Raw genomic sequence first — 17,385 nt, forward strand, 5'->3', positions numbered from 1 at the left:
TTCACCCGTTAGTAATGGTTTTATAAAAATTCAATGCCTGAAAATCCCTGTCTAGCTGACATCTCAGGTAAAGCTCCGTGGCGTTGTTCAGCATTCTCAGTCCCTCGTCCGACAGAGCGAACGAGAACAGCTTTGAGTCCTCGGCAAAAACCGTGTGGCGCAGAGCGGTCAGAGCCGCCTCGCTGAGCGGAGCGACCTTGTCGGAGCTGCGGCGGCAATTGCAGCATTCGAGCTTGCCCTCGCGAGGGAGAAAATAAACAAGCGGCGCGGAATAAGCTCCGCATTTGCGGCACATCAGCAGGTCCGGCTTGTAGCCTGCCATGCACATGTACCTCATCTCGAAGCATGCCTTTACCAGCAGCTCGCCGCGCTTGTTTTCCGAAAGCAGGTAAACAGAATTGAGAAACAGCCGCAGGAATTCGTCGGCAGGCTGTTCTCTCGGGCAGATGTGCCGGGCGATCTCGCAGAAATACTGAACAAGGCACATCTTGCGCACGTCATGGCGCAGCTTCGAGAAAATCCTGAGCGTCTTTGCGTCGCCTACTATGTAATTCTCCCGGCTCTTGTAAAGCGTGAGACGGGAGTAGGAAAGCAGCGAGGTCGCGGAGCATTTCGCGCTGTCGAGCTTTTTCGCGCCGCGCGCAAACGCCTTTACCACGCCGTTCGAGCGCGTCAGAACCCAGACGAGCCTGTCGTTTTCACCGATATTCTGTTCTCTGATAATCAGTCCGTCCGTCTGGAATTTCATCGTCAATCTCCCTGAGCACCGTGTCCGCGCCTGTGTCAGCGGCGTTCTGAATGCTTTTGTAACGGATATAGTCGAGCACGCTGCCCGTCGTGAAAAACACCTGCCACATATACCATTCCTCCATAACAACACCTCCATAGAATAGTGTCGCGCGGAAGCGGCGGTTTATGGCTGGTAAATATTTTTTATCCGCGCTTTAGTACGCGAATTTGCTCAAGTCTTACTTGTCGAAGTTGCGCTCATCGTAGCCGAAGTTCTGAACGAGCTGCGCGCGGTTGCGCCAATCCTCCTTGACCTTGACCCACGTCTGCAAAAAAACCTTGCAGTCAAAGAAGCGCTCTATATCCTGACGCGCGTAGGTGCTGATTTTTTTGAGCATCGCGCCGTTTTTGCCGATGATGATGCGCTTGTGGGTATCGCGCTCGCAGTAGATAGTCGCGTCGATGTCGAGGATACCGTTGTCGCGCGTTTTCATCTTTTCGATCAGAACCGCGGTGCCGTGCGGAATCTCTTTGTCGCAGAGGCGCAGCAGCTTTTCGCGGATAAGCTCTGAAACGATAACGCGCTCGGGCTGGTCGGTGAGGGTGTCGTCGTCAAAGAAATGACCGCCCTCGGACGACTGCTTTTTCAGCTCGTCGAGCAGTTCGTTCATGCCGCTGCCGTCCTGTGCGCTCACGGGAACCACCGTCTCAAAATCGTAAAGCTGCGAATAGGTGAGGATCTGCTTCATCAGCGCGTCCTTTTCTTTGAGCATATCGATTTTGTTGATAGCGAGGATCGCCGGCATTCCGATAGACTTGAATTTTTCGATCAGCGACAGATCCGCCGGAGACGGCTCCTTGCCCGCTTCGACCACGAGCATGCAGCAGTCTACGCCGCCGACGCTCTCATTAACGGAGCGAACCATGTATTTGCCGAGAGTGTTCTTCGGCTTGTGCATGCCCGGTGTGTCGAAAAACACGATCTGGTACTCGCCGTCAGTCAGCACGCCCGTAATGCGGTTGCGCGTCGTCTGGGGCTTTGAGGAAACTATCGCTATCTTCTGCCCGAGAAGGCGGTTGAGTATCGAGCTTTTGCCGACATTCGGTCTGCCGACGATCGCGATAAACGCGCTTTTGCCGTTTGTATCGTATTGCATGAGAACACCTCGTTTGTATTATTTGTATTTATTATTTCAGTATAACACAAAAAAACGCGCAAGAAAAGGGCTAACGCGAAGTTTAGCCCTTTGGTTTGCTTTTTTTACGAATTTTTCCCCATATTTCTCTCGGTCCGAGCGCGACAAAAAACACCGAGATCACCGCCGACAGCAACAGCGCCGCCGCCAAAATCGGATTTGCCGCGAAAAAACCGAACATAGCCGCAAACGCCGCCGCGTTCCAGAAGAACACGACCGCAACCGCGACCGCCGCGAGAGCGAACACAAGCACCGCCGCCGCGGAAATATCCTTTGCGATACGGATGTAGTAGGTTCTCTCCTTCGTAATCAGATCACAGACGGTCTCGAGAGCGGTATTGAACAGCTCCGCGGAAATCACCGCCGCGATAAGCACGATAAGCACGCCGTACTGAGCGGCGTCCAGCTCAAAAAACGGCGACAGCAGCAGCACATAAAACGCCGCCGCGAGATGAAACCGCAGATGAGCCTCCGTACAGACAGCGTCCCAAAAGCCGCGGAACGCGTAAAAAAAGCTGAGAAGCTGTTTTTTCATCAGTTTAGAATGTAGCTCGAGGAAGCGGGAAGACCGAGCTGCTCCATAACGAGCTCTTCCTTTTCGCGCATTCTGACCTTCTCAAGATTATCGATGTGGTCGTAGCCGAGGAGATGAAGCACGCTGTGGGCGGTAAGATAACCTACCTCGCGCTGGAAGGAGTGTCCGAAACGCTCCGCCTGATCTCTCGCCTTCTCCATGGAAATGACGACGTCACCCAATATCTTAGCGCCTGTTTCCATGTCGATGTCATACACCCCGTTTTCCCCCATCGGGAAGGACAGCACATCTGTGTCGATGTCCTTGTCGCGGTACTGCTTGTTGAGCTCGCGGATACCCGCGTTGTCCGTGAAGGTGACGCTGATCTCAGCAGGACCCTCAAAGTTCTCAAGCTTCAGCACAGCGTTGCAGCAGCGGCGGACAAGCATGCGAATACCCGTCGGGATCTTAACCGCCTTTTGCTTGTTGGTAATTACTACCTTAATTTTGTCTGCCATTTTTTCACCCTTTCTGATATAAATCGATATGAATAATAGTTATTGTCTGCCGTTTTCAAATTTTGCGTAAGCCTTGATGATATCCTGAACAAGCTTGTGGCGGACAACGTCCTTCTCGTCGAAGGTACACTGCCCTATGCCCTCGATATTGCGCAGGATCTTCATGCAGTCCTTAAGACCGCTCTTGGCTCCGTTGGGAAGGTCGATCTGAGTGATATCGCCCGTGATGACCATTTTGGAGTTGAAGCCCAGACGGGTCAGGAACATCTTCATCTGCTCGCGCGTGGTGTTCTGCGCCTCGTCGAGAATGATGAAGCTGTCGTCGAGAGTTCTGCCGCGCATGTACGCAAGAGGTGCAACCTCTATGTTTCCGCGCTCCACGTACTTCTGATAGGTCTCGGCGCCGAGCATATCGAACAGCGCGTCGTAGAGCGGGCGGAGATAAGGGTCGACCTTGCTCTGCAGATCGCCGGGAAGAAATCCCAGTTTCTCGCCCGCCTCAACAGCGGGACGCGTCAGAATTATGCGGTTGACCTGCTTGCCCCTGAACGCCGTGACCGCCATTGCCACAGCGAGATAGGTTTTGCCCGTGCCCGCGGGACCTACGCCGACGGTTATCGTGTTCTTGGCGATCATATTGCAGTAGCGCTTCTGACCGATGGTCTTAGGCTTGATCGGCTTGCCCTTTGAGGTGATGCAGATGCAGTCGCCAGCGAGCTGCTCGATTTTTTCCTCGCTGCCCTCGCGGACAAGCGAAATGCAGTAGCGGATATTCTGCTCCGAGAGCGCTTCGCCGCGGCTGAGAAACTGCAGCAGGCTCTCGATGACCGTTCTCGCGCGTGCGGCGTTCTCAACATCGCCTTCGATTTTGAGCTCGCTTCCGCGGCAGGTGATTTTTACGCCGAACTCGCGCTCGATGAGCTTGATATTTTCGTCAAAGCTTCCGAACAGCGCGACCGCGTTTTCCATTCTGTCAATACTGATAATTTGTTCCGTAAGGCACAGCTCCCGATAATGTAATGCTGATAATACTAAAATTATAACACAATTTTTCAGGAATAACTTATAAAAATCAGCTTTTTTAAACAATATTATAAAGTTTATAAACTATATACAAATATGTGATTGTTTTTCTCCGTGTTTTTAGAAGTTTTATGCCCGAACAGCTCAATAATCAGCGTGTATTATTGTTATTATCAAATTTGAGAGCAATATATTATCGCTTTGCACGGAGATAATTACGATTTTTTAGATAATACTAATAAAAAATTTTTTCCTTTTTATGAATGTTCCGCAAAAAAATCAGCCTGTTTTCAAAGCATTATTCATGGCTCAAACAGCTTGACAAATCCGTCTTTATGCTGTATAATAGCTCAGGTGTGAAGAAAAAAGCTTTACAGACCGCATAGCAAGGAGCTATGAAAATGGAAAAAAATATTGAGGTTTCGCTGCTGCTCGACTTTTACGGAGAGCTTCTGAAGCCCTCGTGCAAGCAGATGGCGGAGCTTTATTACAACGACGACCTGTCCCTCGCCGAGGTCGCCGCAGAAACAGGCATTACCCGGCAGGGCGTCCGCGACAAAATCAAGCGCGGCGAAAAGCAGCTGTTTGAGTTTGAGCAAAAGCTCGGACTTCTCAGCCGGTTTCAGCAGCTTGAGGCGGGACTTGACGACATTTCCGTCAAGGCGCGGAAAATTTCCGAATCAACAGACGACAACGACATCCGCTCGCTTGCCGAGGATATCCTGAGGCAGACGGGCGAGCTTAAAGAAAAGGAATAAGCTTATGGCATTTGAAGGACTTGCGGATAAAATCAGCAACGCGTTCAAAAAACTTAAAAGCAAGGGCAAGCTGAGCGAGAACGACGTTAAGGGCGCGATGCGCGAGGTCAGACTTGCGCTGCTCGAGGCGGACGTTAACTACAAGGTCGCCAAGGACTTTACCAACAAGGTGACGGAACGCGCCATCGGTCAGGACGTAATGGAGAGCCTTACTCCCGCTCAGATGGTAATAAAAATCGTCGACGAGGAGCTGACCGCTCTGATGGGTGGTGAAAACGAAAGGCTACAGTTCAACTCAAAGCCGCCGACAGTCATTATGATGTGCGGCTTGCAGGGCTCCGGTAAGACCACCCACTCGGCAAAGCTCGCGAAGATGCTCAAGGCGCAGAACCGCCGCCCGATGCTCGTAGCCTGCGATATCTACCGCCCCGCCGCTATCGACCAGCTGAAGGTCGTCGGCGCGAAGGCTGAGGTTCCCGTTTTTGAAATGGGCACCGAGAACCCCGTCAAAATCGCGCGGGCGGCTGTACGTCACGCAAAGGACTACGGCAACGACGTGGTTATCCTCGATACCGCCGGCCGTCTGCACATCGACGAGGTGCTGATGAACGAGCTCAAGGAGGTAAAGGCTGAGGTCAATCCCGACGAGATCCTCCTCGTTATCGACTCGATGACCGGTCAGGACGCTGTCAACGTGGCGAAGAGCTTCAACGATCTTCTTGAAATCACAGGCGTTATCCTCACAAAGCTCGACGGCGACACCAGAGGCGGCGCCGCGCTCTCGGTAAAGGCTGTCACCGGCAAGCCTATCAAGTTCGCGGGTACGGGCGAAAAGCTCGACGACATCGAAGTATTCCACCCCGACCGAATGGCGAGCCGTATTCTGGGCATGGGCGACGTTCTCACGCTTATCGAGAACGCGCAGAGCAAGCTCGACGAGAAAAAAGCCGAGGAAATGGCTCAGAAGATGCTCAACAACAAGCTCGACTTCAACGACCTCAACGAGCAGTTCAACCAGATAAAGAAGATGGGACCGCTCAAGGGCATACTCTCAAAGCTTCCCGGCATCGGCAACCAGCTCGACGACGTCGACATTGATGACAGGCAGATAGACTGGCTGCAGGCGCTCATTTACTCGATGACTCCCGAGGAGAGAGCAAAACCCTCGATCATCAATCCCTCGAGAAAACGCCGTATCGCGGCAGGCTCGGGCAGAAGCGTTGAGGAGGTCAACAAGCTGTTAAAGCAGCTCGAGCAGATGCAGAAGATGATAAAGCAGATGAAGGGCGGCAAGGGCTCGAAGAAGCGCCGCAAAAACAAGATGCTCCCGGGTCTCGGCGGAATGCCGATGGGCGGCAACGGAATGCCCTTCTAAATAAACAACAGGCTATTCTTCCATTTTACAATGGTGAATATATAATCAAATTTTTTATAGAGGTGTAAATTATGGCAGTAAAAATCAGACTTAGAAGAATGGGTTCAAAGAAGGCTCCCTACTACAGAGTAATCGTTGCGGATTCAAGATATCCCAGAAACGGCAGATTCATCGAGGAAATCGGTACCTATGATATCCTCAAGAAGCCCTCTGAGTTCAATGTAGACGCCGAGGCTGTTAAGAAGTGGATCGCTAACGGCGCTCAGCCCACCGATACCGTAAAGGCTCTGCTCAAGAAGAACGGCATCATCGACTAATTTCGCGCAGGAAGGAAAACTAAAATGCAGGAATTACTTGCTATCATCGCCAAGGGTTTGGTTGACGATCCCGACGCAGTCAGCGTTGACAGGGACGAGACCAACGAGGAAGGCGTGACCGTATACCACATCCACGTTGCAGAGGACGACATGGGCAGAATTATCGGCAAGCAGGGCAGAATTGCCAAGGCTATCCGCACGATCGCCAAGAGCGCGTCTATCCGCATGGATGAAAAAGTAATGGTTGAAATCGACTAAACATCGAAAGGGCGTGTCACGCCCTTTTTTGTTTGTTAAAATTATGACAAAGGAGATGTACATATGAAAAAGCTGACCGCAGCTCTCGCTGCAACGACGACAGCCGCGATCGTAATAACCGCGTTTTCTGGCTGCAATATCATCAGGAGCCTTCTCCCCTTCGGCAAGAACGAGCCGACGACAGCGCCCGCGACAACCGTTGCGTCAACAACTGCTCCCGCGACGACTCAGGCGGCAACCACAGAGCCACCGACAGTCGCAAAGCAGACCGAAGCTCCGGCTGCAACGACCCAAAAGCCCGAAGAAAGCTCGAATACCTCGGAATATCCTTCTCAGCTTGACGGCGGCTTCTACCTTGTAACCACACCGACCTGTGCCAGCGAGACCCTCGGCATCAACTTCACCGTACCCGAGTGGCAGAACAAGGTATACTGCAAGAACGGAAACTCAAACAGAGGCTTTTACTTTGAGTTCTACGAGGCGTCGAACCTTATCAACGGAATCGACAAGTACGGCTTTGACAGCATGGGTCTGCTCTTCGCGGTATACGCGACCGACACCGAGGCAACCGGCGACATTGAATATCCCGCGGGCACGATCATGCTTAACGGAGAGAAGAAGTATCTGACCTACTTCAAGCCCACGGACGTCCGCTTTGACACGGAGGACAAGACGCTGCAGCAGAACTATCAGGACGCCTACCAGCACCAGCGCGAGTATTTCCAGAGCGGCGTGGTTCGCGAGGATATGCAGTACAGTCCGTCGGCACGCACAGGCAGCGTAAATCTCAAGTCAAACTAAAAATCATATCCGGACACGCAAAAAGGAGCGCCGAAAAGGCTGATACTAATAAGGATGATTTGAAAGCTACAGAGAATAAGCCGATTGGGAGCCAAGGCAATCAACACCGTACAGAACACAAGATGCGTCTGTGCGGTGTTTTTCTATATGCAAATGTACTAAAAGGCAATGATATGACTCTAATCTGACAAAAAGCTATATAACACAACAGACAAGTAGTCCGTAATTTTTTTTGGAATTGCATAATGAAACACAGACAATCCCAAAAAAAATTGTCTGTGTTTCACGATAGAGATAACGGGGCTCAAAGAATTATGTTTGAGTTTTCACAATGTTCATGTGATCTATCCGCACATTGTAAAGCTCAAAATCAATCGTTTGCAATCTCATTAGCCCTGGTCAAAGCCCTAATGACTCGATAATGGTTCAAAACAAACCAATCAAGAGAAACAAAATTTCGAGCAATCCAAATGAGGGTTGTGCCTATATATTTGCGGTTACTCGTTTTTCTTCTTTTTGAGTTCTTCCAGAAGTTCCTGCTTGGATTGCTGTTTATGTAAAATATAATTAACGTTATCGTCCTTTAAAACGTCTGGATATTTTTCTTGGAAATCCAATAAAATCTCACGCGCGTTTTCTTCGTTCTTTCTGATAGCCTCAAATACTCTCTGATATTCGCCGTCACTCAAAACACCTTTTATAAATGTCACGGTTTCGGGCGAAATCCCATCCCACGAGCCGTAGAGACTGACAACTGCCTTGTCTATGCGCTCGTAGGTAATCGTATCGCCGAGCTTTTCATGCTCTGCAAGAATGCCGATAATATCGGATAGATCGTTTTTATACTTTCTTCCTGAGCGCAACTTCATAGCAATCAGATATTCGGCGTTCACCGTGCGAACGGTCAGCACCTGATTGAAGATTTTGTAAAATATCGAATAATCTTCTAACTTACGGCTATAGGATACGGTTTTTGTAAAATCGGAATTCAGCCATCCATGCGGCAATTGAAATTTGTCGCCGACCTGTCTTATCGCGTCTTCCATTACCGAAGCTGCATGAATAACCGCATCGACGTCTGTCGTCATATCGCGGAATCCGTAGTTTTCAATAACCGCTGCGCCGCCGATCAGAATGATTTCAGCGGGCATATGCTTGCCGCCGAGCTTCTTATAGGCTTTTGACAACTCGTTGAGATAGCGATTCAAATTATCCTTGTTAATCACATTGTAATCAGACGACATTGCGCACCTCGCTCTCCACGATATTGAAACGCATAAATTCGGGAATAGCTTCCCTTTCGGCTTTCCGCTTGATATCCTCGTCAGAGGAGACCGCAAACGCCGCAATGACGCTGTTCGGATACAGCACCTTCGGCAGCTTCAAACGGCGCAGCTCATTGTAATCCTCACAAAGAGAGATATTGTTCTCACGACTGACATAATCAACCATAGCAAGCAGATACAGGCACTCGGGATACCAATGGCGGCGGTAATAAGTGTTGATGTCGTCACTCTCCAATGTATCGATCAAAAACGGGATATCGCCCAATTCTTTCAACCGGTGACAAACGTTGCTTTTGAATAAGTCGAACGCGGCACGCGGCTGTAAGTATGGTTCCAGAAGTTCCTCCATTGAAATACGAAGCTCTTTCGCAAGCTTGTAGATGGTTTTCGCACTGCACTCCGCCAAGTTCGTCTTTCCACTGCAAATATCGTTGATCGTCATATAGGGAACGCCGCTGTTTTTTGACAAGCGGTATTTTGAGATATGATTATCGGTTAGGATTTGATTCAACGTCACTGTGCACACCTTCTTTCACCATCATTATAACGGTATACCGTTATAATGTCAAGCGTTTTTTGTTTGAGTATTCTGAAAGCTTTAAATCTGCAGAGCAACCTGTTTTTATCAGTTTTTGATATCCTTAAGGAATGATATCACTTTTTTATTGACAACATTTTTTTGGCATACAAACCGTCTTTTTCAACAAAAAGGCTGATTTCATACGCGCTGCCTGTTTCAATCATTGTTTTTACGATTTCATTTTCCTCAAGCGAACAGATTTTTTCCGTATCGCCATTATCTAATAATCTCGTAATGCTGTCTTTTTCGGCAATATACAGATAACCGCTGCCTTCATATATGAGAACTCCATCTGTATCTTCCGCTACACATTCCGATTGTGTGAAAGAATCTATCCGATAAATATTGGAACCTTTTTGAATGTGCGCAGAGCCATCGAAGAAAAAGCGGTCAACCTCTGTGCTGATTGGTGTAAAAGAGCCGCTTTCTCTCAGAAACCCAAAGGTGTTATCTTCAGTAAGCACAAATGCGCTGTTGCCAACTACTGCAAAAGATGAAATTCTTTTGCTGAAAAACAACTTTGGCTCCTTATCGGAAAACGCGAGAAAGAACAGTTTTTTAGTAGAATAATCGATATAATAGACTCCTTTGACGCTGACAATCGTTTCTCCACAGTTAGCATTTACCGCACATTCCGTTGTACCATCATTAATGAAGTAGCGGTATATTTTTCTGTCCGTGTCATCACGGTAAAAAACACTTTCATTAATCACATTGAGATATGATGACGGATGGTCTGATATCTTTTTCTCCTGACCGTCAATTGTTACGGTTGTGCCGTCGCCGGAAGTGCAAACGATATTTCCCTTTTTGGCGTAGATGCCTGAGGCAAGCAAATTGCTATTGGTATTACCCAGACAGGATGTCTCAAATTTTTTATACGCTTCCCTGTCAAACAGAAGGTCCTCATGATTTGAAATACTTAACAATATATCTGCTTCATCGGGAGATGCCTGAAAAAAAGCGTTACGTGTTTCTTCATTTTGATGATTCTGATACAAGGTGTAGGTTCCCAATGACAATCCGCACGCTGCAGCCGCGAGAAGGATTACACCTGCAATACCCATAATTGATTTAAAAAAAGACCTCATCTTCAATCCTCATAAACAGTAAACTGCGGTGTATCGGGCGGTGTCTGTAATGCATCTGCATCCGGTACGCTTTGCTGTGGGGTATCAGCCGCTATGTTGGGAGGCAATATCTCCGGTATTTTGCTGTTATCCAGTATTTCGGAAAACTGAGATAGATTTTCACTTCCCGGCTTTGCCGGAATGGAAATAGACTCCATTTTTGACAGACTGGGCCAATCACGTCCGCTGGATGTCGGAGTCGAACCGTAATTGGAAGCGGAAGTATAGGAAACGTGAGAAGAATGACTATCGTGTGAACCGTGAGTCGCGTGATTATTATGTGTATTACTATGAGTGGAGTGGGTGTAATGCGTATTGTGGCTGCCATGTTGACTGTTCGAGGTTCTGTGTGTCGAATGGGTTCGGTGGGTGGAATGCGTTCTATGTGCAGCATACGCCGTATCCGCCAGTAATACGCCCAAAACAATTACCATTCCTCCGATTGCCAGCGCCTTGCTTCTGGTGATGCTGCCGTCTTCGTCCTCAAAGAAATCCTGTATGGATTTTTTTATCTTGGGAAATTTATCATCCTTCATTATTTTTCCTCAACTTTTGTACATTCGCCATCTGACCATGTAGTGCGATATTTCACATCTGCGGTTTCATAGTAGGTACATGTACCGTCGGGTACACCGTTATCAAATTCGCCGTCCAATCTCGGATAATCATCTTCACTGTAATAATATGTACCTTTTCCGGACATTTTGTCCTTTGACCACGCGCCGGAATACCGAGCGCCATCGTCCCATGTGTAGGTACCGTCACCATTACGCTTGCTCGCGGAAAAGCTGCCCGAATATTTGTCTCCGTTACCATAATTAACAGTACCTGTTCCGCTGAATTTTCCGTCTGAAACGGTTCCGTAGAACGAGTCTCCTGATGCAAGTTCAATCGAAACCTTGTCGTTAAGTTTGCCATCGGCTACGGTTCGTTTGAGTGTGTATTTTTCTCCGGTTACCGTATACTCACCGCTGTCAAACCGATTATCGGCAAAAGTCCCGCTGAGTACCGAGCCGTCGGCAAAGGTATATTCTCCTCTGCCATTCATCTTGTCCTCCAACCACACGCCCTTATACACATCGCCGTTTTCCCAAGTGAATGTACCGTAACCACCTCTTTTTGAATCGGTATACTCACCATCATAAACTCCGACGCCATTGAAAATCATTTTTCCTTCGCCGTCCATTTTAGACTCCAGCCAGTCGCCGGCATAGATTTCACCTGACAAGAAATTAAACTGACCTTTACCCTCAAAAATTCCGTCTATGATATCGCCGATATAGGAGCCGTCAGCGGTCTCTGTATAAGTTTTGTGTTCGGTTATCTCTCCTGATAACGCGTTAACGTTTACCTCTACTCCCTTTGTTTTTTCCATCACTTTGAAAGCCGCAAAGGTCGCTCCGTATACCAGTAGGAATGAACCGATTCCAATAATGATTTTGTGTGGGGTTTTCAATTTCATTGATGTTTCCTCAGTTTGCCCAAGATTTAAGGATATTGATTTTCCGATCGTCACCTTCTTCGATAACATTAAAAATCAAATCCATGATTCCCTTATATACCTCGCATCGAAAATCCTTGCTGTTCTTCTCATAAAGATTGCCCGCCGCCGCGTAATTCACAACAGGACACACACCGCAGTACGGCTGATAAACACATCTCGCGCATTTTGGAAGCGATTCCACAACGGATGCTTTACATACCGCTGCACATACGGGAGAACAAACACAATCTTGAAATGAATCTGTCAGCACATTTCCGAGCCGAAAGGTTTGATCACCCATTTCCGACATCATTCTGCCCTCATCGCAAGTGTACACGCTGCCGTCATGATAGTAACTCATCTGACCGATTCCTGCACCGCAAGGAGAACGCAGCTCCATATAATTGTCGGCATAGTGATAAAAAATTTTCTTGATAAAATACCCTGCGTGTGTTTCGGAAAAATATTCTCCGCGCAGGTTAAGTTCCATGATGTAATCAAAGGCAGCTCGATAGAACGTCAAAAATTGTTCTGAAGTATAGCCTAAAGAACGCCATGATGAATCCGCTAAACCCAATGGTGTCAGCGGTCGGAGAAAAATCGTATTAATACCAAGTTGCCTGTACTGGTTGATAATCTCACGCGGATAGCTCAGGCTGTAATTAGTGGTTGTTTGAATTGCCCCGATTTTAATTTGCCTTTGTTTGAGTGACAGTATTTTTGCTACAACATCATTGTAACTGCCAAGGCCGTTACTGCGAAAAGGTCGGTTATGGTTATGGACATTTTCAGGGCCGTCGAGAGATGTGCAAATCGACACACTATTCTCTGTCAGATATTGCAGCTTTTTTTCATTCAAATGAACGAGGTTTGTCACTATGGTGTATTGAATTATTTTGTCGCGGTTAATTTTCTTGCTGTATTCAATCATCTCTTTAACCACTTCAAAATTCAACAGAGGTTCTCCGCCTTGAAATTCAAATGTCAGATTTTTGTTGGGAGACTGCATAGCGAATGCAACTGCTTTTCTGCCGGTTTCCGCCGTCATAGATTGGTTCAGTGAAGAATCACTGCTGTGAGCCTGACAATAAACGCAGTCAAGATTGCACTTATTTGTCACAGCAAAGATGTGAAGAGAAGTGCCGCCCAGACAATACTCCTTCATGCCCCTCAGCCACGGCGCATTCTCCTTGACAAACAGTTCTATCGGCTGTTCAATCAAAAAACCGTTCTCAGCCAATAGCTGTTTTTCAGGGTTGTTGTTGCTGACGCGATTGTGAACCAGCTCCTCAAAGGTATTTTTTCTCACAAACTGATATTTTCCGAAATCATTTGTCAGCAAATATCCGTTTTTTCTTTTTGCAAAATTGAAGTAGTTAATCATCTTTTTCACCGTGTACAATCGGATGCACCGCAGGCTTGTAGAACCTCATCGTCGCTTTAAAAATACCGCAGCAGGCATTTTTCATTTCGCACTTTTCGCATGATGGATAAAATACAGATTTATACGCAGAAATACTTTTTTGCGCAATCGGCCAATAGCTCTTATCAATCATACAGTACGGAAAGTTGTATAAACCAACGTCAATGCCGCTGCGTATCAACAGCTTGATCGCTGCTTTGGAAGCTTGAAACGCATCTTCGTATGATAACAATACCTTGTCGGCATTGATAACGCAATTTCCGCGCATTTCCAGCCCGACAAAATTTACTACTGTAACAGACGGAAAATGATGCGCTATATATGCAGCAATCCCGGTGATATCATCCCTGTTCAATTTACTGACAACAATCCGCAATTCCAGTTCTATTTTTTCTTTCAACAAGGCTTTTATCGCGCGGATAGTTTGATGAAAGCTGCCCTGTGCCCTTGTGATATAATCGTGTTTTGCAGCAGTGCTGCCATGCAAGGGTATCGCCACACGTAAACAATCAGGTTTACTATTCAGAAATCTTTCCATAAAGTTGCGGTCACCGAGCGTTCTTCCGTTCGTCAATAACAGAATCTTAGTCTGAGGTAATTCTTTTTTGACTGTATTCATCAGTCGTATAAAAGAATCCTCTCCGATCAAGGTAGGTTCTCCACCCGTGACTGTAAAATAATACAAATCTTTCGGCATATGACGGACAACTGTTTCGAGCTGCTCAACCGTCAGATGATTATGGTGCCGCCTTTCATTGTCTCCCGCAGGACACATAATACAGTTTGAATTACAGGCAGAAGTAGTTGCAATTCCCGCGTCACCGTCAAACGACGAATACCAGCGGTAGACAATACCGTTTTCATTGATATCTAATACATCAAATTCATGAATCTGCTCCATGCGCCTCTTTTCTTCTGATGTAAAAGGAATCATTATATTATCCGGAAGAAGTAATAAAGAATCCTCTTTCAAAACACCAGCTGAAAGCCCCGCAGAGAGCCATATATCCGCTTTTTCAATTTCCTTGATGACGGTGAAGATGCGGTAACCGCCATGATATTGACTAAGATAACTTACCATAAAAAACCAATTACAATATAAGCTATGTATCCTGTTGTAATGAATACAGCAAACGGAATTTTTCGAAGAATCACAATGGTTTCTTGTCCGTATTTGGAATCCGCCCAACGGATAATGCTCTCAGCTTCCTCTTGTGAAATACGCGAACCCATGTTCTCAGAGGTTGTCTGAGGCAGACCCTTTACCCTTGACTGCGTAAATCGGAAAACAGTCGCATAAGACAATACCATGCCTGCTCTTACGTCTTTCGTTTTTATTTCACGATAATTGTATCTTCCTGCAAAAAAACGAAGCGCAATAACAAGCAACACTATCAATAACGGACGTACATCAAAAGCCGCTGTATGGTTCAGAACAAAAAGAATAATATCGGCAGTACAGATAACGGAACAAATAATAATACATATGACATTATGTAAAAATTTCATCTTGCCAAAAAGCAAAACCAAAACAGCATTAAGAAACATGAAAACGCCGATATACTCGCTGTAAATCGCTTTCAATGCAAATCTTATCACCGCCTGTACTGCCATTGTAAACGCAACACAGGAAACAAACGGAATCAGTTTGATTTTTTGAGTGACTTGATAGGTTTTTTCTTTCTTTATCAGGAAAACAACCGACTGAACGACCAAAAACAGAAATGTGAACGAAAAAGCTCCGATAAATATCATGATTGCGGGCAGCGGTATTCTATGCTTCAGGCATTCTACGGGTGTCAGTGCGGATAGTAATACAAACAATTTCACATCACCGCCTGCCCATATTCTTAACAGATACATTAACATCGCAATAACCGATGCCGAAACAATATGCAACAAGAATATCGGAAGCTGATCCACTCCCGAAAGCATAAATAATATCACGTTACCGATAAGTGCACCTACCGTGCCGATAAAAATTACAATATTTGGGATAATACCTTTTTTAATATCAAAAAAGGTACAATATCCCCCAACAAAAATCAGTGCGCTGATCAGAAAACTCTCTACATAAATCATTTTACTGCCTATTCTTGTAACTCAAATCAATCAGGTAGTTTTCAAATTCTCTGATTGTATCATCTTCATCATACACACAAGCACAGAACTTACAGTTATATACATCAGCTTCTTCGGAAACGGAAATATCCGCAATTTCAGAAAACGCATTGACTGATTGAAAGATATTTGTAAGAGAAAACAATTCCTTTTTCAGTTTGAGATCACTCATTTTCAAACCAATCCTTCATCGCTGATTTATCATCTTCGTACATATCATTTTCGTCGTTTTCTTCTTCAAAAATAACGGTAGACGCCATTGAACGTGCAAACAAAATTTGCCGGATATTGTTTGTCTGATTACAAATTTCTTCTCTCGCTGATTCTTCTATCATCTGATTGGAAAACAAAGAAGCATAATCCCGAGTATCAGAACCATCTTTCGGACGAATGCTGACAATATATTCTTTTTCGTCACAATCCAAATGAATATATGCATTATCCGTTAATCGGTAGCATGCCTGAAACAGCACATTCTTTGGATATAATTCTTTCTTGTATCTGATTTCCATATTCAGTGCTCCTTGTAAATTCACACATCAATATATGTTTATATTATAATTGACAACTCTGTCAATTTCAAGAGAAAACAACATCTTATTTGACTCAAAAACCGCCTATTCGTTTTTTATTTATTCTGGACTTTCAAAAGCTCATGTGGTATTGTGTCTTGCTGAGAAAGCGAGGTGAGCAAAATGACCACTCTGGAAAAATTTTATTACGGGAATATCATTCCACATGAAAATCCAATCATCAAGGGCAGCGAGTATGACATGGCAAACAGGCTCGTTGTCCGTCACGATGAAGCATTGACAGCTACGCTGACGGAACAGCAGAAGGAAACATTCCAAAAATTCAAGGAAAGTTACCTTGAGCTATTGACCCTCGGAGAACGCGACGCGTTCATCCGGGGGTTTTCTCTCGGTATCAAAATCGCGGTAGAAGCATTGAGCTACGGCAAAACCTGACGCTCCCTGTTTTGCCCCGTGTCGCGCAAAACAGAAAATCGGATACGAACCCAACCTCACCAAACAAAGCCCACACAGGCGATTTGTCGCGGTTTGTGGGGCGCAATATTGACCATAAGAATCAAACACAGTAAGCAGCGCATGAGTTGGCAATTTGCCGATTCATGTGCTGATTTTTTGTGCAATCATACAAAGATTTATGTATCTGAAATATTTTTTCCTTAATCGGTTGTTTACCCCCATGTTTTTTCCTATACAAGTGAAGGGGAAAATTTTATCCGACCAAAACCGAAAAAAGTGTGCAATAAAGAAGTAGTAGGGCAACAAATTGCCTTATGTAATATCCTACAAAAAATCTATGTCTATTTTAGTTAAAACAGAAAAGATTTTCTTTTCACCTTAATTTCAATAAAAAAAGTGTGGAATAAAAAGTAGAGGACAAATTTTTCTAAACAACAATTGTAAAAAACGATTGGCGTTTTTAGCAAAGCGTAAAAAATATTTTTCTTTGTAAAATGGTTCTAAGAAAGCCCTTCTCGTCGGCTATATAGTGAAGGGAAAAATAGTACGCATAAATTTTGAAAAAAGTGTGGAATAGAGAAGTAGAGGGGCAAATCATCAATTGCCGTAATGTTTCACAAAAGTCACAGCTCTCGTTTGTGCACAACAGAGAAAGACATTTTTTTATTTTTTACCCACCCCGAAACAGACAAAAAATGTACTGAATAGTGAAAGGACTGTTTCAAAACCGTAAAGAGGGACGATAAGTACGGTATGTACGATATTTAGGGGGTGCCTGAAATATCGTCTTTATCGTCCCAACCGTCCCTAACCAAACGGTGCCGACGTCGCGCCCCGTGTGCCGACGTGTAGGCTTTTTGGGAAAAGGTCGGGAAAGTACCCGA

At 45.9% G+C, this 17,385-nt stretch carries 22 protein-coding genes; 6 read left to right on the forward strand and 16 right to left on the reverse strand.

Translation table 11 applies throughout. The features are described from left to right. Position 1: 1 nt before the first annotated feature. From recO to KQI64_RS05705, 6 genes are all read right to left on the reverse strand, one after another. Positions 2 to 748 (reverse strand): DNA repair protein RecO, encoded by a 747-nt coding sequence (recO, locus tag KQI64_RS05680; protein ID WP_216523754.1) that lies wholly within the window; start codon positions 746 to 748, stop codon positions 2 to 4. Beyond that, on the reverse strand, positions 699 to 872 hold the full coding sequence (locus KQI64_RS05685; RefSeq protein ID WP_216523755.1) for a hypothetical protein: 174 nt from the start codon (positions 870 to 872) through the stop codon (positions 699 to 701). Before KQI64_RS05685 ends, recO begins: the two co-directional genes overlap by 50 nt. Positions 873 to 968: 96 nt before the next feature. Beyond that, positions 969 to 1,886: a GTPase Era gene (era, locus tag KQI64_RS05690; protein WP_216523756.1), complete on the reverse strand. Its 918-nt coding sequence runs from the start codon at positions 1,884 to 1,886 to the stop codon at positions 969 to 971. 82 nt (positions 1,887 to 1,968) lie between these two features. Beyond that, on the reverse strand, positions 1,969 to 2,460 hold the full coding sequence (locus KQI64_RS05695) for a diacylglycerol kinase family protein (protein ID WP_216523757.1): 492 nt from the start codon (positions 2,458 to 2,460) through the stop codon (positions 1,969 to 1,971). Next, positions 2,460 to 2,957: an rRNA maturation RNase YbeY gene (gene ybeY, locus KQI64_RS05700; RefSeq protein ID WP_216523758.1), complete on the reverse strand. Its 498-nt coding sequence runs from the start codon at positions 2,955 to 2,957 to the stop codon at positions 2,460 to 2,462. The genes KQI64_RS05695 and ybeY overlap by 1 nt, the downstream gene beginning before the upstream one ends. Positions 2,958 to 2,996: 39 nt before the next feature. Further along, positions 2,997 to 3,926 carry a PhoH family protein gene (locus KQI64_RS05705; RefSeq protein WP_216523759.1) on the reverse strand — a complete coding sequence of 310 codons (930 nt, stop codon included), beginning with the start codon at positions 3,924 to 3,926 and terminating at the stop codon, positions 2,997 to 2,999. Between the two features lie 455 nt (positions 3,927 to 4,381). Between KQI64_RS05705 and ylxM the strand changes: the two genes are divergently transcribed. The 5 genes from ylxM to KQI64_RS05730 all read left to right on the forward strand — a co-directional run bounded on the left by ylxM (position 4,382) and on the right by KQI64_RS05730 (position 7,489). Then, complete coding sequence (ylxM, locus tag KQI64_RS05710; protein ID WP_216523760.1) at positions 4,382 to 4,738, forward strand: YlxM family DNA-binding protein; 357 nt, start codon at positions 4,382 to 4,384, stop codon at positions 4,736 to 4,738. Positions 4,739 to 4,742: 4 nt separating this feature from the next. Continuing rightward, positions 4,743 to 6,113, forward strand: a complete 1,371-nt coding sequence (ffh, locus tag KQI64_RS05715; protein WP_216523761.1) for a signal recognition particle protein — start codon at positions 4,743 to 4,745, stop codon at positions 6,111 to 6,113. A gap of 71 nt (positions 6,114 to 6,184) precedes the next feature. After that, positions 6,185 to 6,430 carry a 30S ribosomal protein S16 gene (rpsP, locus tag KQI64_RS05720; RefSeq protein WP_216523762.1) on the forward strand — a complete coding sequence of 82 codons (246 nt, stop codon included), beginning with the start codon at positions 6,185 to 6,187 and terminating at the stop codon, positions 6,428 to 6,430. Positions 6,431 to 6,454: 24 nt separating this feature from the next. Then, positions 6,455 to 6,688 carry a KH domain-containing protein gene (locus KQI64_RS05725; protein WP_216523763.1) on the forward strand — a complete coding sequence of 78 codons (234 nt, stop codon included), beginning with the start codon at positions 6,455 to 6,457 and terminating at the stop codon, positions 6,686 to 6,688. 63 nt (positions 6,689 to 6,751) lie between these two features. Further along, positions 6,752 to 7,489, forward strand: a complete 738-nt coding sequence (locus KQI64_RS05730; protein WP_216523764.1) for a hypothetical protein — start codon at positions 6,752 to 6,754, stop codon at positions 7,487 to 7,489. A gap of 497 nt (positions 7,490 to 7,986) precedes the next feature. Here the strand turns inward: KQI64_RS05730 and KQI64_RS05735 are convergent, their stop codons facing one another. The 10 genes from KQI64_RS05735 to hxsD all read right to left on the reverse strand — a co-directional run bounded on the left by KQI64_RS05735 (position 7,987) and on the right by hxsD (position 16,024). Further along, positions 7,987 to 8,733 (reverse strand): DUF6036 family nucleotidyltransferase, encoded by a 747-nt coding sequence (locus KQI64_RS05735; RefSeq protein ID WP_216523765.1) that lies wholly within the window; start codon positions 8,731 to 8,733, stop codon positions 7,987 to 7,989. Next, positions 8,723 to 9,292, reverse strand: coding sequence for a helix-turn-helix transcriptional regulator (locus KQI64_RS05740; RefSeq protein ID WP_216523766.1), 570 nt, complete (start codon positions 9,290 to 9,292; stop codon positions 8,723 to 8,725). The genes KQI64_RS05735 and KQI64_RS05740 overlap by 11 nt, the downstream gene beginning before the upstream one ends. A 137-nt stretch (positions 9,293 to 9,429) precedes the next feature. Continuing rightward, positions 9,430 to 10,422, reverse strand: a complete 993-nt coding sequence (locus KQI64_RS05745; protein WP_216523767.1) for a DUF5050 domain-containing protein — start codon at positions 10,420 to 10,422, stop codon at positions 9,430 to 9,432. A gap of 26 nt (positions 10,423 to 10,448) precedes the next feature. Further along, positions 10,449 to 11,021 (reverse strand): His-Xaa-Ser repeat protein HxsA3, encoded by a 573-nt coding sequence (gene hxsA3 / locus KQI64_RS05750; protein ID WP_216523768.1) that lies wholly within the window; start codon positions 11,019 to 11,021, stop codon positions 10,449 to 10,451. After that, complete coding sequence (locus tag KQI64_RS05755; protein WP_216523769.1) at positions 11,021 to 11,947, reverse strand: MORN repeat-containing protein; 927 nt, start codon at positions 11,945 to 11,947, stop codon at positions 11,021 to 11,023. Before KQI64_RS05755 ends, hxsA3 begins: the two co-directional genes overlap by 1 nt. 10 nt (positions 11,948 to 11,957) lie before the next feature. Continuing rightward, positions 11,958 to 13,352 carry a His-Xaa-Ser system radical SAM maturase HxsB gene (gene hxsB / locus KQI64_RS05760; protein WP_253289198.1) on the reverse strand — a complete coding sequence of 465 codons (1,395 nt, stop codon included), beginning with the start codon at positions 13,350 to 13,352 and terminating at the stop codon, positions 11,958 to 11,960. After that, a complete protein-coding gene (gene hxsC / locus KQI64_RS05765; RefSeq protein ID WP_216523771.1) occupies positions 13,345 to 14,472 on the reverse strand; it encodes a His-Xaa-Ser system radical SAM maturase HxsC in 1,128 nt (375 codons plus the stop codon). Before hxsC ends, hxsB begins: the two co-directional genes overlap by 8 nt. Continuing rightward, positions 14,466 to 15,473, reverse strand: coding sequence for a prepilin peptidase (locus tag KQI64_RS05770; RefSeq protein ID WP_216523772.1), 1,008 nt, complete (start codon positions 15,471 to 15,473; stop codon positions 14,466 to 14,468). The genes hxsC and KQI64_RS05770 overlap by 7 nt, the downstream gene beginning before the upstream one ends. 1 nt (position 15,474) lies before the next feature. Next, a complete protein-coding gene (locus KQI64_RS05775) occupies positions 15,475 to 15,684 on the reverse strand; it encodes an HxsD-like protein (RefSeq protein WP_216523773.1) in 210 nt (69 codons plus the stop codon). Continuing rightward, positions 15,677 to 16,024: a His-Xaa-Ser system protein HxsD gene (gene hxsD / locus KQI64_RS05780; RefSeq protein WP_216523774.1), complete on the reverse strand. Its 348-nt coding sequence runs from the start codon at positions 16,022 to 16,024 to the stop codon at positions 15,677 to 15,679. The genes KQI64_RS05775 and hxsD overlap by 8 nt, the downstream gene beginning before the upstream one ends. A gap of 183 nt (positions 16,025 to 16,207) precedes the next feature. Between hxsD and KQI64_RS05785 the strand changes: the two genes are divergently transcribed. Further along, positions 16,208 to 16,480 (forward strand): DUF6809 family protein, encoded by a 273-nt coding sequence (locus KQI64_RS05785; RefSeq protein ID WP_216523775.1) that lies wholly within the window; start codon positions 16,208 to 16,210, stop codon positions 16,478 to 16,480. Positions 16,481 to 17,385 lie beyond the last annotated feature (905 nt).

The sequence above is a fragment of the Lachnoclostridium sp. MSJ-17 genome (assembly GCF_018918205.1).
GTDB lineage: Bacteria > Bacillota > Clostridia > Oscillospirales > Acutalibacteraceae > Ruminococcoides.

Excerpts from the sequence above, each read along its gene's own strand:
- KQI64_RS05730 (WP_216523764.1), top strand. The coding sequence starts at position 6,752 with ATGAAAAAGCTGACCGCAGCTCTCGCTGCAACGACGACAGCCGCGATC.
- KQI64_RS05785 (WP_216523775.1), top strand. The coding sequence starts at position 16,208 with ATGACCACTCTGGAAAAATTTTATTACGGGAATATCATTCCACATGAA.
- hxsC (WP_216523771.1), bottom strand. The coding sequence starts at position 14,472 with ATGGTAAGTTATCTTAGTCAATATCATGGCGGTTACCGCATCTTCACC.
- KQI64_RS05725 (WP_216523763.1), top strand. The coding sequence starts at position 6,455 with ATGCAGGAATTACTTGCTATCATCGCCAAGGGTTTGGTTGACGATCCC.
- recO (WP_216523754.1), bottom strand. The coding sequence starts at position 748 with ATGAAATTCCAGACGGACGGACTGATTATCAGAGAACAGAATATCGGT.
- KQI64_RS05695 (WP_216523757.1), bottom strand. The coding sequence starts at position 2,460 with ATGAAAAAACAGCTTCTCAGCTTTTTTTACGCGTTCCGCGGCTTTTGG.
- KQI64_RS05685 (WP_216523755.1), bottom strand. The coding sequence starts at position 872 with ATGGAGGAATGGTATATGTGGCAGGTGTTTTTCACGACGGGCAGCGTG.
- hxsD (WP_216523774.1), bottom strand. The coding sequence starts at position 16,024 with ATGGAAATCAGATACAAGAAAGAATTATATCCAAAGAATGTGCTGTTT.
- KQI64_RS05770 (WP_216523772.1), bottom strand. The coding sequence starts at position 15,473 with ATGATTTATGTAGAGAGTTTTCTGATCAGCGCACTGATTTTTGTTGGG.
- hxsB (WP_253289198.1), bottom strand. The coding sequence starts at position 13,352 with ATGATTAACTACTTCAATTTTGCAAAAAGAAAAAACGGATATTTGCTG.
- rpsP (WP_216523762.1), top strand. The coding sequence starts at position 6,185 with ATGGCAGTAAAAATCAGACTTAGAAGAATGGGTTCAAAGAAGGCTCCC.
- hxsA3 (WP_216523768.1), bottom strand. The coding sequence starts at position 11,021 with ATGAAGGATGATAAATTTCCCAAGATAAAAAAATCCATACAGGATTTC.
- ylxM (WP_216523760.1), top strand. The coding sequence starts at position 4,382 with ATGGAAAAAAATATTGAGGTTTCGCTGCTGCTCGACTTTTACGGAGAG.
- era (WP_216523756.1), bottom strand. The coding sequence starts at position 1,886 with ATGCAATACGATACAAACGGCAAAAGCGCGTTTATCGCGATCGTCGGC.
- KQI64_RS05745 (WP_216523767.1), bottom strand. The coding sequence starts at position 10,422 with ATGGGTATTGCAGGTGTAATCCTTCTCGCGGCTGCAGCGTGCGGATTG.
- KQI64_RS05775 (WP_216523773.1), bottom strand. The coding sequence starts at position 15,684 with ATGAGTGATCTCAAACTGAAAAAGGAATTGTTTTCTCTTACAAATATC.
- KQI64_RS05755 (WP_216523769.1), bottom strand. The coding sequence starts at position 11,947 with ATGAAATTGAAAACCCCACACAAAATCATTATTGGAATCGGTTCATTC.
- KQI64_RS05705 (WP_216523759.1), bottom strand. The coding sequence starts at position 3,926 with ATGGAAAACGCGGTCGCGCTGTTCGGAAGCTTTGACGAAAATATCAAG.
- KQI64_RS05735 (WP_216523765.1), bottom strand. The coding sequence starts at position 8,733 with ATGTCGTCTGATTACAATGTGATTAACAAGGATAATTTGAATCGCTAT.
- ffh (WP_216523761.1), top strand. The coding sequence starts at position 4,743 with ATGGCATTTGAAGGACTTGCGGATAAAATCAGCAACGCGTTCAAAAAA.
- ybeY (WP_216523758.1), bottom strand. The coding sequence starts at position 2,957 with ATGGCAGACAAAATTAAGGTAGTAATTACCAACAAGCAAAAGGCGGTT.